The sequence below is a fragment of the Cryobacterium soli genome (genome assembly GCF_003611035.1).
Classification (GTDB): Bacteria; Actinomycetota; Actinomycetes; order Actinomycetales; family Microbacteriaceae; genus Cryobacterium; species Cryobacterium soli.
Window position 1 is genome coordinate 647,787 of sequence record NZ_CP030033.1, and the last position, 15,291, is coordinate 663,077.

The following is a 15,291-nucleotide window of genomic DNA, read 5'->3' on the forward strand; positions in this document are numbered from 1 at the left end:
CCCCGGCCCGAGCGCCCTGCGCGGCCACAAGAGGTACCGCAGCGGACAATTGCGCCCGGTGCGCCGGGTGCAGAAGTGGGCACCGGTACCAGTCGTGGCTACGAGGCGCGGTCCTGCGGCAGCAGGTCGGTGGCGACCATGTCGGCGCTACGTTCCCAGAGAGCCGTCGCGAGTCCCGCATCCGTGGCCTGACTGTTGGTGGAGTGCACCCGGCGCTTCTCGTAGTACTCGCCGGACTGCCAATCGACGCCGGCCGCCGTGCTGGCCAGCCAGATCAGGGTGTCGGCGCCCTTCTCGGGCGTGATCAGCATGCGCTTGAGGGCGGTCTGGTAGAGGAAACGCATGACACTGGTCGAGTCTGTGGAGAAACTCGTGGCGACCACGCCGGGGTGGAAGGCGGCCGTGACCAGGCCGCGCGCGTTGTAGCGCCGGTGCAGCTCGCGGGTGAAGAGGATGTTGGCGAGCTTGGCATCGCCGTAGGCCTTGTTGGGGGAATACCTGCGTTCGTTGTCGAGGTCGTCGAGGTTGATGCGGCCGAACCGGTTGGCCGTGCTCGAGGTGTTGATCACCGAGGCCCGGCTGGCAAGCAGGCGGTCCATGAGCAGCGTGGTGAGCAGGAACGGGGCCAGGTGATTGACCTGCATGGTCTTCTCGTGACCGTCGACCGTGAGCTCCCGCTCCCCCATGATGCCGCCGGCGTTGTTGGCCAGGACGTCGATGCGCGGGTACCGCTTGAGCAGATCGGATGCCAGGGTGCGTACCTCGGCGAGTCTGCTGAAGTCGGCGATGAAGTGGTCGGCTCCGAGTTCGGCCGCGATGGCCTGGGTCCGCTGCGGCGAGCGCCCCACGATGACCACCCGGTCGCCCGATCGGCTGAGCGCCCGAGCCGCCGCAGCGCCGATACCGTCGCTGGCCCCGGTGATCACAATCGTTCGTTCGCTCATCAGTCGCTCTTCCACTCAGGCCGGATCCGGCACGGGCCGTCTCCGGCAGATTCCCGGGGCGAGGCATCGTCGGCTCACGGTGACTGCACTCTACTGCCGCGTCGACGCACCCCGTGTGGATCACCCCCGGCACACCTGTTGAGGTTATTGATGCATTTATCAGCGCTACGATGAAGGCATGCAGTCTTCGACGTCCGCCCGTCCCCGCTCCAACGGGCCCTCCGCGGTCGATCGCGCGTACTCCCACGTGGCCGACGCCATCATCTCTGGCACGCTCGCGGCGAGCGCCCTCATCACCGAGGGCGACGTGGCCCACACCCTCGGGCTGAGCCGCACCCCCGTGCGCGAGGCCTTCCTCATGCTCGAGTCGGCAGGCCTGTTGCGTCTCTTCCCCAAGAAGGGCGCCGTGGTCACGGCCGTCGACGACGCGGAGACCGCAGACCTGCTCCAGGTGCGCATGCTCCTGGAGACCAAGGCCGTGCAGTTGATCGGTGGGCGTCCCCACCAGATCGAGGCCGTCGACGCCGAGCTGCGTGCGCTCATCCAGGCCCAGACGGATGCCGCCGTGGCGGGCGACCTCCTGGCCTACGCCCGTGCAGACCACAGGTTCCACTCCCGCATCGTCGACGAGACCGGAAACCGGATCATCGACGACATCTACGCCCGCCTGGGCCCCCGGCTCGAACGGCTTGTACACCGGGTGGCGGCTCGCGACCCCGACAGCATCACGGTGCTCATCGACGAGCACACCGTGCTGGCCGATCACCTGCGCGCCGGCGACACCCTCGCCTACGACGCGGCGTTGCGCCTGCACCTGGAGACCGGGCATCGCGTGCATCGGTCGCTCTAGCCCGGCGCCCCAGCCGCTCTCCGCGGACCACCCGTCCCTCCTGTCCTCATCTCGTCCGCCCTCCCGACCGAAAAGACCCATGTCCCCCCGCACTCCCCGCGTCATCCCCCCGTGGCAGCTCGCCGCCCCCGCACTGTTCGTCATGGCCTGGGGCGGCAACCACTTCACCCCACTGCTGCACATGTACGAGACCCTCGGCCATTACTCCACCGTCACGGCGGATCTCTTCCTCGGGCTCTACGTGGTCGGCCTGGTCCCCGGCCTCCTGCTCGCGGGTGCGCTCTCGGACCGGTACGGACGCAAGCCCCTCGTGATCGCGGGCGTCGTCGCCGGCATCACGGCCAGCATCCTGCTGGGCCTGGGCTTTTCCAGCGAGGTGATCATCTGCCTTGGCCGGTTCCTCGCGGGGCTGAGCGTGGGCGTGGCCATGTCGGTGGGGACGGCCTGGCTCAAGGAACTCTCCAGCGTCCCGTTCGACCTGGTCGCCCGCCCCACGGCCGGTGCCCGGCGGCCGGCGCTCACCCTGACGATCGGTTTCGGGCTCGGCGCCGGGGTGTCCGGAGCGCTGGCACAGTGGGGGCCGGCGCCGACGCTGCTGCCCTACGCGGTGCACATCCTGCTCAGCCTGGCGATCCTGCCCGCGCTTCTGCGCGCCCCGGAGTCCGTGCCCCGCAGCCGGGTGCACGGCTCCCTGTGGCTCGACCTGCAGGTGCCCCTGGCCGGCCACCGCCGCTTCCTCCGCGTGGTGCTGCCCACGGCGCCCTGGGTGTTCGGCGCCGCAGGCATCGCGTACGCCATGATGCCCAAGCTCGTGGAGGCGCAACTCGGCGAGCTGAACCTCGCTTTCGCCACCCTCCTGACCGTGGTGACCCTCGGCACCGGCGCCCTCGTGCAGCCGCAGGTGTCGCGCCTCAACTCGATCACCCACGGCCGGGCGCTCCTGGCGGGGATGGGACTCATGGTGGTGGGTGTGCTCAGCGCCGTGGCCACGTCCCTCACGCTCTCCCCCGTGCTGGCCCTGGGAACCGGGATTCTGCTCGGCGCCGCCTACGGCATCACGGTGGTCGCCGGACTGGTCGAGATCCAGCGCATCTCCACCCCCACCGACCTCGCCGGCATCACGGGCGTCTACTACAGCCTCACCTACGTGGGCTTCCTGCTGCCCGTCGCCTTCGCGAGCCTGAGCGGCTTCGTCGGATACCCGGTGATGCTCTCGCTGCTCGCTGTCGCCTGTGCCGGCTGCCTGGCGCTGACGGCCGTGGGACTGCGCCGCAGCTGACCGGGCCGCACAGGGAACACCGCGGCGTGCGGCAGCTGACCGCGGTCGTACCGCTACGGCGTGCGGCCGGCCGCGCCGGCGCGCTTGTCCTTCGCCTCGCGCAGGAGCAGCAACGGCAGCAGCAGGGTCGCCAGGGCCGTGACCAGCCACACCACCAGGGCGGCGAGGATCCAGGTCTGCCAGCCCACGATGGTCAGTCCGCCGGGGAACAGCGACGCGATCCACAAGGCCACGAACGTCGACACGAGCCCGATCCCACCCAGGAAGGCCGGCGCGCCCCGGGCGATGACCTTCGCCAGGAACGGTGACAGTACACTCTGCGTGACGGCGAAGACCACGACGGCGGTGATGAAGCCTCCCGGCGTGATCGTGAGGTCGGGCAACAGCAGCGACGCCACCCACAGGCCCAGTGCGGCCGAGAGCAGGAAGATCAACGCGCGCAACAGGATGCGAATCATGCCGCGATGGTAGCGCCGGGGAGGGGCCGCGTCATCCCCCGCCGTTGTCGCAACGGCCGCGATGCACCGGCCGGCCCGCAACGGCCGGCCGGTCCGGGCCGGCCGTTGCGGGCCGGATGCTCAGCGGGGTCCGCCGGCGCCTCCGCCGCCCATCGTTCCCGTCGCGGCCACACCTGCGGTCACGGTTGTCGCGTTCGTCGCCGTCGCATAGTCGCCGTCCGAGTAGACCCCGGCCGCGATCTCGCCGGAGGCCGTTCCGCCCACGTACACGCTGTAGGTCTCACCGTCGGTCAGCTCGGCGGAGGAGAACACCACGGACTGGAAGTCCTTGATTGACTCGAAGGCCATCAGCACGTCACCGGAGCTGTCCACGAGCTGCACGGTGCTGCCGGCGTCCTGCACCGAATCGAGCGAGATCGCCACGAAGGTCTGGCCGGAGCCGGTTTCGGGCGATACCGCCATCCCGGCGCTTCCGGCGGCCAGCAGGGTGCCGCCGGTCATGGTGAAGGTGCCGTTCACGTCGAGCGCACCGTTGCCGTCGTTGGTGGGACCGTTCACTACGAGGGTGCCGGCACTCATGGTCGCCGAGCCGTTGGAGTCGAAGCCGTCTCCACCGGCGTCGATGACCGTGCTGCCGCCGGTGATGGTGATGGTCTCCCCGCCGTCGGAGTCCATTCCCGCGCCACCGCCGCCTTGGGCGGTCGTGGTGCTGCCGCTGGAGGCATTGAGGCCGTCGTCGCTGGCGGTGACCGAGACGGTGCCGCCCCCGATACTGATGGCCGTGCTCTCCAGTCCCTCGTACGAGGTGGTCACGGTGATGCTGCCGCCGATGACGTCGAGCGCCGTGTCGGCGTGCACCCCGTCGTCGCCCGCTGCGAGGGTGACCTCGCCGGAGGCGATCCGCACCGTTCCATCGGAGTGCAGCGCGTCATCCGCCGCGTCGACGGAGAGGGTGCCGCCGTCGACGACCGTCACAACCCCGGACTTGAGGCCCTTCGCCGAGACGTCGTCTGCGACCGTGGCCGTGTGGCCACCGCCGGACTGCACGGTGACCTCGGCGCCGGAGAGCACCACGTCGGTGACGGCCTGCATGCCGTCCCCCGCAGCCGTCACGTCCACGGCGCCGCCGGTCAGCGAGATGTAGCCGCGGGTCACGTCCTCCTCGTTGTCGGACTTCAGGCCGTCGCCGCCGGCGGTGACCGTGACGGTCCCGCCGTCCACCACCAGGTAGTCCTTGCCGCGGATGCCGTCGTCCACCGCCTTCACCGTGAGGGTGCCGGCGTTGATGATCAGGCCATCCGTGCTGGTGATGCCGTCGTTGCCGTTGCCGGTCACGTCGAGCGAGCCCGCGCCCGTGATGGTCAGGTCGGCCGCGCTGTAGAGCGCAGCGTTGGCGTCGGCCTCCTCGGCGTAGCTGTCGGTGTCGGAGAGGGAGTTGCTCGAGCCGTCGGCCAGCACGATCATCGCTTCGTCGGCCTCGGAGACGACCAGGGCGGCCCCGGTGGAGTTGCTCACCTTGACGCCGTTGAGGATCAGGCGCACGGTGCCCTCACCCACGGAGGCGACGACGATTTGCCCGTCATCGAGGGTGCCGCTGAGTTCGTAGGTTCCGGCGGCCGTGATGGTCACGGTGCTGCCGGAGATGGTCACCGCCCCGCTGTCTTCGGAGGCGCTGTCGGTCGAGGCACTGTCGCCGTCGAGGGTGATCGACACCACGTCGGCGTCGTCCCACTCGTAGTCGGCGGCGTCGTCATGGGTCTGCTGGTTCGCGGCCAGCACCTCGGCGGCGGTGGTGGACGTGTCCACGGCGACGGCGGCCGTGGCGGAGGCGCTGGTGCTGCCGGTCGACTCGGCGGTCCCGGCGACGGCGGTGCATCCGGTCAGCAGGGCCGCGGTGACGAGGAACGGCAGCACCCGGTAGGTACAGGCCTGCACACCGTAGCGGCGGTTGCCGGGCACGGATGGCGCGGCGGGTGATTTCTTCATGGGGGTACTCACAATCGATGGGTGTCCGCGCTGGGGCGGTGGTCAGGAGGTGGGGAGTGCCGGCGCGAGGGGCGCCTAACGGAAGTACCGGCGCAGGACGGGGGCCCATTTGTTGCCGGGGAGATCGGCGCGAAGAGCCGCCATGCCGGTGCCGTACTTCGAGATGCTGGCCGGCCGGTGCCCGTGCGCCCAGAGGATCCGGTCGACCGCGGAGGCCCGCGAGCCGGACTTGGTCTCCACGATCGCCAGGTGCGGCCGGTCCAGCCGGAGCGGCTGAGCGCCGGTGGGCGTGGCGGCCCAGGACAGGCCCGTGTCGATCGTGGCCCGGCTGCTGGACTCCGGAACGAACAGGGTCGTGCGCAGGTAGCGGGTGGTGAGCGTGGGCACGAGGTCCTGCCCCTCCGCACCGCGGATCTCGGCCTCGTCCAGCACCGTGTCGGTGTATCGGCGGCCCTCTCTGGTGAGGGTGCCCCGGTCGTCGATCCCGTAGGGCAGGCGGTCCTTGACGGTCACGCCGCGGCCACCGCGGGTCTTCACCTCGAGGTAGCTCTGGGCGGAGTCGACGTAGGTGCGCGTACGGATCTTGAACCGGCGCCGACGCGGATGCGCCGCCATCAGGAAGCTGGTGAGCTCCGGGGTATCGAAATACACCGATTCGTACGCCGACGACCGCACCCCGTCGATGTCCAGCACCCGCACGCAGGGGTCGAGGTCGGCCAGGACACCGCCGAGCTCGCTCCGCGGCAACACGTACTTGCGGTCGACCCGGGTGAGCAGTCCCGCGCGGTCGGTTAGTTCGGCCAAGTCGATGGTGCCGAGGCCACCGAGCGGCAGGTCGAGCACGGTGCTCATCGGTTCGTCTCCTGGAGGAGCGTGACACCGGTGCTGGGCCGCGGAGCCGGGGCGGGTGCCGAGGAACGCTGGGCTCCCACCTGGTACCGCACGTCGACGACAGTGGTGTCATTGACGAGGTCGAGACTGCGCACGTGCACGCCGTGCACCCGGGCGCCGAGCAGTCCCTCGAGATGGGCGATGAGGGCGGACTCGTCGGGCATCGCCGCGTCCAGCACCACGGTCTGCTGACGGTAGCTGCGGAACAGCCGGGGGTTGTCGCCGAAGTAGACGACGGCCACGATGAGAGCCATCAACACGACGGTGAGCACTGAGGGCTCGGTGCTCAGGCCGGCGAGCAGCCCCATGGCGAGGGCGGCGAAATAATAGGCCACTTCGTGCTGCTCGATCTCGCTGGAGCGCAGCCGGATGATCGAGAGCACACCGAAGAGGCCGAGGCCCAGCCCCACACCCACGGTGCTCGACGCGAGCACCTGGGCCACGGCCAGCACGCCGACGTTGACGATGAGGTACGCGACGACGAGGTCTCGACGGCGGTGACGTGGAAAATACAGCCCGAACGTGAGCAGGCTGATGAAGAGCAGATCGATCAGGATGATCGCGGCCTGCAACATGGTGTCCTCCAAATGAACTATCGGTAACGCAACGATGTCCATCTAGCCGGAGGCGCTTATGAGCCGGCTATGCCCGGGTTATGAGCCACTGCTGAGCCGGCCCGGCCGGCCCGGACACCCCGGTCACGACATCCGGGTCTCGTAATGTCGGCGGGTGTGCAGTAAACTTCGAACATATGTTCTACAAGTCGAGGTGATGCCCCATGAGTGTGATCAATGAGACCGTTGCGGTCTGGGTGACCCCGGAGGGCTCCCCCGTGCGACTGGTTTGGCGAGCCCGCCGGTTCCGCGTGACCGACACCCCCACGCCGTTGACGGCATCGGCGTCGCTGCCCGACGAATTGCTGCATTTCCTCACCCATCCGCCCAAACCCGTGGCGGCCTGGCGGTGCCAGGGCACCGCCGATGACGGCACCTCGCTGGTCTTCGACATCCAGCACGACGACGGCCGGGGTCGCTGGCAGCTCTTGCGCACCTTCGACTAACGGGCGCGGGCGGCACCGGAGCCTCCATTCCGCCCGGCCGGATGCGGCGCTAGGCTCCCACCGACAAGGGAGGCGCCGTGAACGTCGAGAGCAATGACACCGGCCGCAGCAACACCGGCAGTACTGGCCTGGGCAGCGCAGGACTGGGCAGCGCAGGACACGCGGATTCCGCCGGCATCGGGCACAGCGTGCAGCCGGTGCCGCCACCGCCGCCGAACCCCCGCCAGCAGTGGGAGGCGCGCATCACGTTCCTGCGCAGCCGGGCCGCGGTCGCCCGGGCGGAGGTGGCGGCCATCGAGGCCATGCACCGCGACCCCGACACCCTGGAGGACCTGCTGTCCAACGCCTCTCCCGAGGAGGTGGCAATGGCCGAGGCCGTGGAGCACCGGATCAGCGAGCGCGTCATCGCCGCCCGGCAGGTGGCCGACGCTGCCGAGGCGGACTACGAACGCGCCCTGCTCGACGGCGCCGACCAGAGTACGGACGACTCGGTCTAGCATCGCGCGGCCGCGGTTCCCGGCCGCGTCACCCGCGCCGGCCGGGCCCGCTCCGCCGGTTAGGTCGTCACCCGGGTGAGCGTCGGCCAGGTGCCCGTCGCCGCCGCAGTCTCGGCCTCCTTGATCAGGTGCACGGTCTTCAGGAAGGAGTCCGGGTTGAGCGAGATCGAGTCGATGCCCTCCCCGACGAGGAACTGGGCGAAATCCGGGTAGTTGCTGGGCCCCTGCCCGCAGATGCCGATCTTGATGCCGGCCGCGTGCGCCTTCTCGATGGCCTCGCTGATCATCCGGGTCACGGCCTCATTGCGTTCGTCGAAGAGGGCCGCCAGGTCGCCGGAGTCCCGGTCGACACCGAGCACCAGCTGGGTGAGGTCGTTGGAGCCGATGGAGAACCCGTCGAACCGGGTGGCGAACTGCTCGGCCAGGATCACATTGGCCGGGATCTCGCACATCATGTAGACCTGCAGGCCGTTCTGTCCGCGCACCAGGCCGTTCTCCGCCATCACCGCGAGCACCTTGTCGGCCTCGGTCGTGGTGCGGCAGAAGGGCACCATCACGATCACATTGCTGAAGCCGATCTGCTCGCGCACGCGCTTGAGCGCCCGGCATTCCAGCGCGAACCCCTCGGCGTACTTCGGGTCGTAGTACCGGGAGGCGCCCCGGAAGCCCAGCATCGGGTTCTCCTCGCCCTGCTCGAAGACGTCACCGCCGATCAGGTGCGCGTACTCGTTCGATTTGAAGTCGCTCAGCCGCACGATCACCGGATGCGGGTGGTACGGCGCCCCCAGCTTGGCGATGCCCAGCGCCAGAGTGTTCACGAAGTACTCGCCGAGGTCGTCGTACCCGCGGGTGAGCTCGGCGATCTGGCGCAGCACGGCCGGATCGGTCACCCGCTCCGGGTGCACGAGCGCCATGGGGTGGATCTTGATGAGGTTGTTGATGATGAACTCCATCCGCGCCAGCCCCACCCCCGCCGTGGGCAGCCGCCACCATTCGAACGCCGCGGCCGGGCTGGCGATGTTGACCATCACCTGGGTGCGGGTGATCGGCACAGCCCCCAGGTCGATCTGTTCGGTCTCCGAGGCCAGGATGCCTGCGTACACGAAGCCCTCATCACCCTCGGCGCAGGAGATCGTGATGGGCGCGTTCTCGGTGAGCACCTCGGTGGCGTTGCGGGTGCCGACCACGGCCGGCACACCGAGTTCCCGGCTGACGATGGCGGCGTGGCTCGTGGGGCCGCCGTGGTCGGTGATGATCCCGGCCGCCCGCGTCATGATGGGCACCCAGTCGGGGTCGGTCATCTCGGTCACCAGGATCGCGCCGTCCCGGAACTTCTCGATGTCGGCGGGGTCGCGGATCACGCAGGCCGTGCCGGAGGCGATGCTGTCGCCGATGGCGACGCCGGACACCAGCACGGGCCCGCTCTCGATCAGTCGGCTCACCGAGAACCGGGTGAGGCTCTTCTGCGAGTGCACTGTCTCCGGCCGGGCCTGCACCAGGAACAGTTCACCGGTGATCCCGTCCTTGGCCCACTCCATGTCCATCGCCCGGCCGTAGTGGTCCTCCACGATGTGCGCCCAGCGGCCCAGCTGCACGATTTCGGCGTTGTCGAGCACGAAGGCTCGGCGTTCCCGCTCGGGAGTGTCGATGACCCGGGTGCGCGCGCTGCCGCCCTCGGCGTAGGTCATCTTGCGATCCTTCCGCCCCAGGGTCTTCTCGATGATCGGTTCGCAGTCGGGTTCGGCGAGCAGCGCCTTGAAGACCAGGTACTTGTCGGGGTCCACCGCGCCCTGCACCACGGTCTCGCCCAGCCCCCAGGCGGCGCTGATCACCGCGGCGCCCGGGAAGCCGGTGTCGGTGTCGATGGAGAACATCACGCCGGATCCGGCCAGGTCGCTGCGCACCATCCGCTGCACGCCGATCGACAGCGCGACCTCGAGGTGGTCGAAGTTCTTCACCTCGCGGTAGCTGATGGCACGGTCGGTGAACAACGACGCGTAGCAACGGCGGCAGGCGTCGAGCAGGTCCCGCTCGCCGCTGACGTTGAGGAAGGTCTCCTGCTGGCCGGCGAAGCTGGCATCCGGCAGGTCTTCGGCCGTGGCGCTGCTGCGCACGGCCACGGGCAGGTTGGGCACCCCGGCCTCTGTCGACAGCGTGCGGTAGAACACCCGGATGTCGTCGGCAATCGCCGCAGGGAACTCCCCGGCCAGGAACGCCTCACGCAACCACAGACCGGTCTGGCGCAGCGAGGATCGGCCGGAGTGATAGCGGTCGATCTGTTCGCGGATCACGCTCTCGAGCCCGTTGGCCGCGACGAAGGCACGGTACGCGTCGGCCGTCGTGGCGAAGCCGTTGGGCACCCGCACGCCGCGGGCCGCGAGCGAGCGCACCATCTCGCCCAGGGATGCGTTCTTGCCGCCGACCTGAGGAACGTCCGTCAGCCCGATGGTATTGAACCAGACAACTTCGCGACCACGCATGAGTCCTCCCGCGTTCAGAGCCGGCGCCTAATTCGCCGGCAGCGGCAACCTACTGCGCTCCAGCGGCGGCGGCTAGGAGCGTGGCGGCGGGACGGGACGGGGCCCGTCGATTATCGTCGGAGGATGAACTCCACGCTGCCCCCGGTGTCCCTCCGTCCCGTGCTCGACACGGACACCGCCCAGTTACTCGAACTCAACAGCGCCGCGGTGCCGGCCGTCAACGACCTCGACGTCGACGAGCTCACGGTGCTCCTCGCAGCATGCCACAGCGCCGTCGCCGTCACGACCGACACCGAACCGGGCACCGTGCTGGGCTTCGTGATCCTCTTCGCTGCCGGCGCCGACTACGCCAGCGAGAACTACCGGTGGTTCTCCCGCCGCACCGACTCCTTCCTGTACGTCGACCGCATCATCGTGGCGCCGGATCACCGCGGCCTCGGCCTGGGCGCGCACCTCTATTCGGCCGTCTTCGACGCCGCGCGGGCCCTGGGCACCGACGTGGTGTTCTGCGAGGTCAACCTGCGCCCGGCCAACCCGGAGTCGCTGGCCTTCCACGACCGCCTGGGCTTCACCGAAATCGGCCAGCAGGCAACGAAAAATGATTCCGTGCTGGTGTCGCTGCTCAGCGCCGACGTCTCGCAGGTGCGTTCGGCACCGCCCGAGTAGCCGGCCGGGATACGCTGAGCCACATGAAGCACGCCAGCGCCGGCACCGGCATCGACCTTCCTCCCGGCCTCGACGGCTGGGCGGGCCGGCAGCGCTGGTTCGCCGGCAAGGGCCACAGCCCGGTTCTGACCAGCATCGGCCAGTGGGCGCTGCCCAGCACCGAGCCGGGCGTGCGCATCCGGTGCCATCTGGTGCTCGACACCGCCAGCCGGTTCTCCACGGTGTACCAGCTGCCGCTGACGGAGCGTGCCACCCCGTTGCCCCAGACCGGGCCGAGCGGGTCCGGAGCGAACGAGTCCGCCTCTCCGGCCCTCATCGCGCGGGTCACCGGCGTCGACGGACTCCCCCGGTACGTGTACGACGCCACCCACGACCCCGCCTACGCGGCGGGGTTACTGGGCTTCGTCGTGTCCGGCGGGGCGGCTCCGGCCGTCGACCACACCGGCATGAACGCGCGGGGCGAGACGATTCGCACGCCGGCCGCCGGCGTCCTGCGCGGGCTCACGGTGGTGGCCAGCCGGGTCCTCAGCGGGGAGCAGTCGAACACCTCGATCATCGTCGACCTCGCCGGCCCCGACGGCCGGCCCGGCCGGCCGGTGATCTGCAAGGTGTTCCGGGTCGTGGCCGACGGCCAGAACCCGGATGTGTCGGTGCAGTCCGCCCTCGCCCTTGCCGGGTCCCGGTTCGTGCCCGAGCCCATCGGAACGGTGTGGGCCGAGTGGACGGGTCCGCTCGCGGCGACCCGGAGCAGCGGCCATCTGGCCTTCGTCCAGGAGTTCCTGCCCGGGGTCGAAGACGCCTGGCGAGTCGCGCTGGGCGCCGCGGCCGTCGGCGAGGACTTCTCCGGCCCGGCGCGCGCGCTGGGGGCGGCGACGGCCGCCGTGCACCGGGATCTGGCGCGGGTGTTCCCCACCGTCGAATCCACGCCCGACGTCGTCGACCAGCTCTGCTCCTCGATGCGGGAGCGCTACCGCCTGGCCGCGCGTGAGGTGCCGGAACTTGCCCGGCACGGTGACGCCGTGGCCGGCGTTTTCGCCCGCGCCCAGGCGGTGTCCTGGCCCCGGTTGCAACGCATCCACGGCGATTACCACCTCGGTCAGGTCCTCGACGCGCCCGGGCGCGGCTGGGTGCTGATCGACTTCGAGGGCGAACCGCTCCGGCCCCTGTCCGAACGCACCCTGCCGGATATCCCGCTGCGGGACGTGGCGGGCATGCTGCGGTCGTTCTCGTATGTGGGCGCGACCATCGCCAGGCGTGATCCGGCCGCCGGTCCCGCCGCACTCGCCTGGACAGCGAGTGCCCGGGCCGCCTTCCTGCAGGGGTACCGTGAGCAGGACGGCGATTCGCTCACCGGCCAGGAACCGTTGCTGGCGGCGTTCGAGCTCGACAAGGCCATCTACGAGAGCGTCTACGAGTCCCGGAACCGGCCCTCCTGGTTGCCCATCCCGCTGCTGGCCGTCAGCCGCCTGATCAACGACGCCGCGGCGCGGGCGCTGACCCTGGAGGGCGTCCGCCTCGAACCGGACGCCCAGGGGCACCCGGCCCGCCGCACGCCCTAACGATCGCCGTCCGACACCTCGGTGAACAGGGCGCCCTGCGCCGCGGCCGACCCTGATGCACCGCCACCGCGGCCGCGCAGCAGGAACGCCAGTCCCACGGCGGCGACCGCGCCGGCGAGGGGGCCGGCCAGGTACACCCAGTAGTCCGTGAAGTCCCAGCCGACCAGATCGGGTCCAAAGGTGCGCGCTGGATTCATCGACGCCCCGGAGAGCGGGCTCCCCCAGAGGCCGGCGAGGACGATGTAGGCGCCGACGCCGAACGCCCCGAACAGGCCCACGTTCTGGGCGCCGGACGCCGTGCCGAGGATCACGCTCACCAAGCCGAGGGTGAGGATGGCTTCCATCCAGAAGGCGGCCCAGGTGGAGTAGCCGCTGGCCGGGTAGTTGGACCCGGCGGTGGCCGACACCCCGATCACGGCTCTGAGCACGAGAGCGGCGAGAGCGGCTCCGGCCAGCTGCACGACGATGTAGCCCGGAACCCGCCACCACGGGAAGTCACCGCGGAGCGCGAAGGCGATGCTCACGGCGGGATTGAGGTGCGCCCCCGACACCTTGCCCATGAACAGGATGACCCCGAGCACCATCAGCCCGGGCGCGGTGACGGCCGCGCTGCGGTCGATCACGCCGGGGAACGCCTGGCCCATCATGCCGCCACCGGCCGCCACGAGCACGAGGAGGAAGGTGCCGTAGAGCTCGGCGAAGAGCCGGCGCCACTCCTGTCGGGGATCGGAGAAGTCCTGGATGCGGGTGAGAACGGATTTCGGAACGAGTTCGGTCGTCTGGCTCATCTGCTGCTCCCGTCAGCGGGCGGAGCGGACCTCCGCACGCTGGGGAACATACCCGCCGTGGGGCCGGGGCGCGAAGCCCCGGCCCCACTGGATCAGGACCGCTTCTTGAGCTCCGGGAACTGGTCGTCGCGCCACTCCTCGGCCAGCCGCACGTTCGCGGCCGCCGCGTCGTTCTCCCTGGCCCGCAGTTCCACCCGGCGGATCTTGCCCGAGTTGGTCTTGGGCAACTCGAAGAACTCCACCCGGCGCACCCGCATATAGGGCGGCAACCCGTTGCGGGCGTGTCGCAGCACGGCCAGCGCCGTCTCGGCGTCCGGAGCCCATCCTGCGGCCAGGGCCACGTAGGCCTTGGCGATGTTCAGCCGGGTGTCGTCCGGGGCGGGAACGACCGCCGCCTCCATCACGGCGGGGTGCTCGATCAGCACGCTCTCCACCTCGAACGGCGACACCTTGTAGTCCGACGACTTGAAGATGTCGTCGGTGCGGCCGATGAAGGTGAGGTAGCCGTTCTCGTCGCGGTTGGCGACGTCGCCGGTGTGGAAGTACCCGTCCCGCAGTACCTCGGCGCTGCGCGTGGTGTCGCCGTGATACCCCGACATCAGGTTGACGGCCAGCGTGGTGAGGTCCAGGCAGATCTCGCCCTCCTCGGTCAGCTCCCCCGTGATCGGGTCGACCAGGACCACGGCCACACCGGGCAGCGGCAACCCCATCGACCCTGCCTTCAGGCGCGAGCCGGGGACGTTGCCGACGATCGCGGTGGTCTCGGTCTGGCCGTAGCCGTCCCGGATGGTCAGCCCCCAGGCGCGCTGGATCTGACTGATCACCTCGGGGTTGAGCGGCTCCCCCGCCGAGAGGATCTCGCGGAGGTTCGCCGGTTTCGCGCCCACATCCGACTGGATCAGCATCCGCCACACCGTCGGCGGCGCGCAGAAGGTGCTCACGGCGGCGCGGTGCAACTGGCTGGCCAGAGCGGCCGGATCGAATCGCGAGTAGTTGTAGATGAACACCGTGGCCTCGGCGATCCACGGCGAGAAGAAGCAGCTCCAGGCGTGCTTGCCCCACCCCGGCGAGCTGATCGCCAGGTGCACGTCGCCGGGCCGGAGGCCCAGCCAGTACATGGTGGTGAGGTGGCCGACCGGGTACGAGGTCTGGCTGTGCACGACCATCTTGGGCTTGCTCGTGGTGCCCGAGGTGAAGTAGATCAACGAGGGGTCGTCGGAGCCGACGGGCACGTCGACCTTGCCCGTCGCTGCCCGCAGGGAGTCCGCGTAGTCGGTCCAGCCCGCGGCGGGCTCGCCGACGCAGATGCGCGAGAAGCCGCCATCGACGCCGTCGAACTTCGCGGTGTCCTCGGTGTTGGCGATGACATGCTGCACGCCGGCGCGCAGTACCCGGTCGGCCAGGTCGGTCGTGCCCAGCACCGTCGAGGTGGGCAGGATGACCGCGCCCACCTTCATGATGGCGAGCATGGTCTCCCACAGCTCCACCTGGTTGCCGAGCATGAGCATCACGTGGTCACCCTTGCGCACCCCGTGCGTCAGGAGCCAGCTGGCGACCTGGTCGGAGCGGGTGACCATCTCGTCGAAGCTCACCTTGAGTTCACGGCCGTCTTCTTCGACGATCCACAGGGCGGTCTTGTCGTTTCCGGTGCCGATCACGTCGAACCAGTCGACCGCCCAGTTGAAGCTGTCGCCTACATCGGGCCAGACGAAGGCGGCGGATGCGCCCGGGTGATCGCTGCGCAGCTCGAGGAGCTGGTCGCGGGCGCGGCGGAAGTTGGTCGTGCTCGTGCGCTCAGTCATTCCTCCATCATCCTCACCTGTGGATGCCCGC

Annotated in this window: 14 protein-coding genes; 6 read left to right on the plus strand and 8 right to left on the minus strand. The window is 69.8% G+C overall.

What is annotated here, in order from left to right; translation table 11 throughout:
- Positions 1–98: 98 nt before the first annotated feature.
- Entirely contained in the window at positions 99–944 is an 846-nt protein-coding gene (locus DOE79_RS03045; protein WP_120337221.1) for an SDR family NAD(P)-dependent oxidoreductase, read from the minus strand.
- 178 nt (positions 945–1,122) lie between these two features.
- On the opposite strand from DOE79_RS03045, the gene DOE79_RS03050 reads away from it, so the two are divergent.
- Positions 1,123–1,794: a GntR family transcriptional regulator gene (locus DOE79_RS03050; protein ID WP_120337222.1), complete on the plus strand. Its 672-nt coding sequence runs from the start codon at positions 1,123–1,125 to the stop codon at positions 1,792–1,794.
- A 79-nt stretch (positions 1,795–1,873) separates the two neighbouring features.
- Entirely contained in the window at positions 1,874–3,073 is a 1,200-nt protein-coding gene (locus DOE79_RS03055; protein ID WP_120337223.1) for an MFS transporter, read from the plus strand.
- 53 nt (positions 3,074–3,126) lie between these two features.
- Here DOE79_RS03055 and DOE79_RS03060 read toward each other — a convergent pair whose 3' ends face one another.
- The 4 genes from DOE79_RS03060 to DOE79_RS03075 all read right to left on the minus strand — a co-directional run bounded on the left by DOE79_RS03060 (position 3,127) and on the right by DOE79_RS03075 (position 6,983).
- On the minus strand, positions 3,127–3,531 hold the full coding sequence (locus tag DOE79_RS03060) for a phage holin family protein (RefSeq protein ID WP_120337224.1): 405 nt from the start codon (positions 3,529–3,531) through the stop codon (positions 3,127–3,129).
- A 120-nt stretch (positions 3,532–3,651) separates the two neighbouring features.
- Complete coding sequence (locus tag DOE79_RS03065; RefSeq protein ID WP_120337225.1) at positions 3,652–5,517, minus strand: carbohydrate-binding domain-containing protein; 1,866 nt, start codon at positions 5,515–5,517, stop codon at positions 3,652–3,654.
- A gap of 75 nt (positions 5,518–5,592) precedes the next feature.
- Entirely contained in the window at positions 5,593–6,369 is a 777-nt protein-coding gene (locus DOE79_RS03070; RefSeq protein WP_120337226.1) for a VTC domain-containing protein, read from the minus strand.
- Positions 6,366–6,983 (minus strand): DUF4956 domain-containing protein, encoded by a 618-nt coding sequence (locus DOE79_RS03075; protein WP_120337227.1) that lies wholly within the window; start codon positions 6,981–6,983, stop codon positions 6,366–6,368. The genes DOE79_RS03070 and DOE79_RS03075 overlap by 4 nt, the downstream gene beginning before the upstream one ends.
- Positions 6,984–7,186: 203 nt before the next feature.
- Here DOE79_RS03075 and DOE79_RS03080 point away from each other — a divergent pair, with 203 nt between their 5' ends.
- Positions 7,187–7,468, plus strand: coding sequence for a hypothetical protein (locus DOE79_RS03080; RefSeq protein WP_120337228.1), 282 nt, complete (start codon positions 7,187–7,189; stop codon positions 7,466–7,468).
- Between the two features lie 77 nt (positions 7,469–7,545).
- On the plus strand, positions 7,546–7,965 hold the full coding sequence (locus DOE79_RS03085; RefSeq protein WP_120337229.1) for a hypothetical protein: 420 nt from the start codon (positions 7,546–7,548) through the stop codon (positions 7,963–7,965).
- A gap of 59 nt (positions 7,966–8,024) precedes the next feature.
- On the opposite strand, the gene ppsA is transcribed toward DOE79_RS03085, so the two are convergent.
- Positions 8,025–10,445 carry a phosphoenolpyruvate synthase gene (ppsA, locus tag DOE79_RS03090; protein ID WP_120337230.1) on the minus strand — a complete coding sequence of 807 codons (2,421 nt, stop codon included), beginning with the start codon at positions 10,443–10,445 and terminating at the stop codon, positions 8,025–8,027.
- A 123-nt stretch (positions 10,446–10,568) separates the two neighbouring features.
- On the opposite strand from ppsA, the gene DOE79_RS03095 reads away from it, so the two are divergent.
- Together DOE79_RS03095 and DOE79_RS03100 are read left to right on the plus strand one after the other, a co-directional pair.
- Entirely contained in the window at positions 10,569–11,111 is a 543-nt protein-coding gene (locus DOE79_RS03095) for a GNAT family N-acetyltransferase (protein ID WP_120337231.1), read from the plus strand.
- A gap of 23 nt (positions 11,112–11,134) precedes the next feature.
- Positions 11,135–12,670 (plus strand): maltokinase N-terminal cap-like domain-containing protein, encoded by a 1,536-nt coding sequence (locus tag DOE79_RS03100; RefSeq protein WP_120337232.1) that lies wholly within the window; start codon positions 11,135–11,137, stop codon positions 12,668–12,670.
- Here the strand turns inward: DOE79_RS03100 and DOE79_RS03105 are convergent.
- Positions 12,667–13,458 (minus strand): MIP/aquaporin family protein, encoded by a 792-nt coding sequence (locus DOE79_RS03105; RefSeq protein WP_120337233.1) that lies wholly within the window; start codon positions 13,456–13,458, stop codon positions 12,667–12,669. The two genes, DOE79_RS03100 and DOE79_RS03105, sit on opposite strands and share 4 nt — an antisense overlap.
- 92 nt (positions 13,459–13,550) lie before the next feature.
- Positions 13,551–15,260 (minus strand): AMP-binding protein, encoded by a 1,710-nt coding sequence (locus tag DOE79_RS03110; RefSeq protein WP_120337234.1) that lies wholly within the window; start codon positions 15,258–15,260, stop codon positions 13,551–13,553.
- Positions 15,261–15,291: the final 31 nt, after the last annotated feature.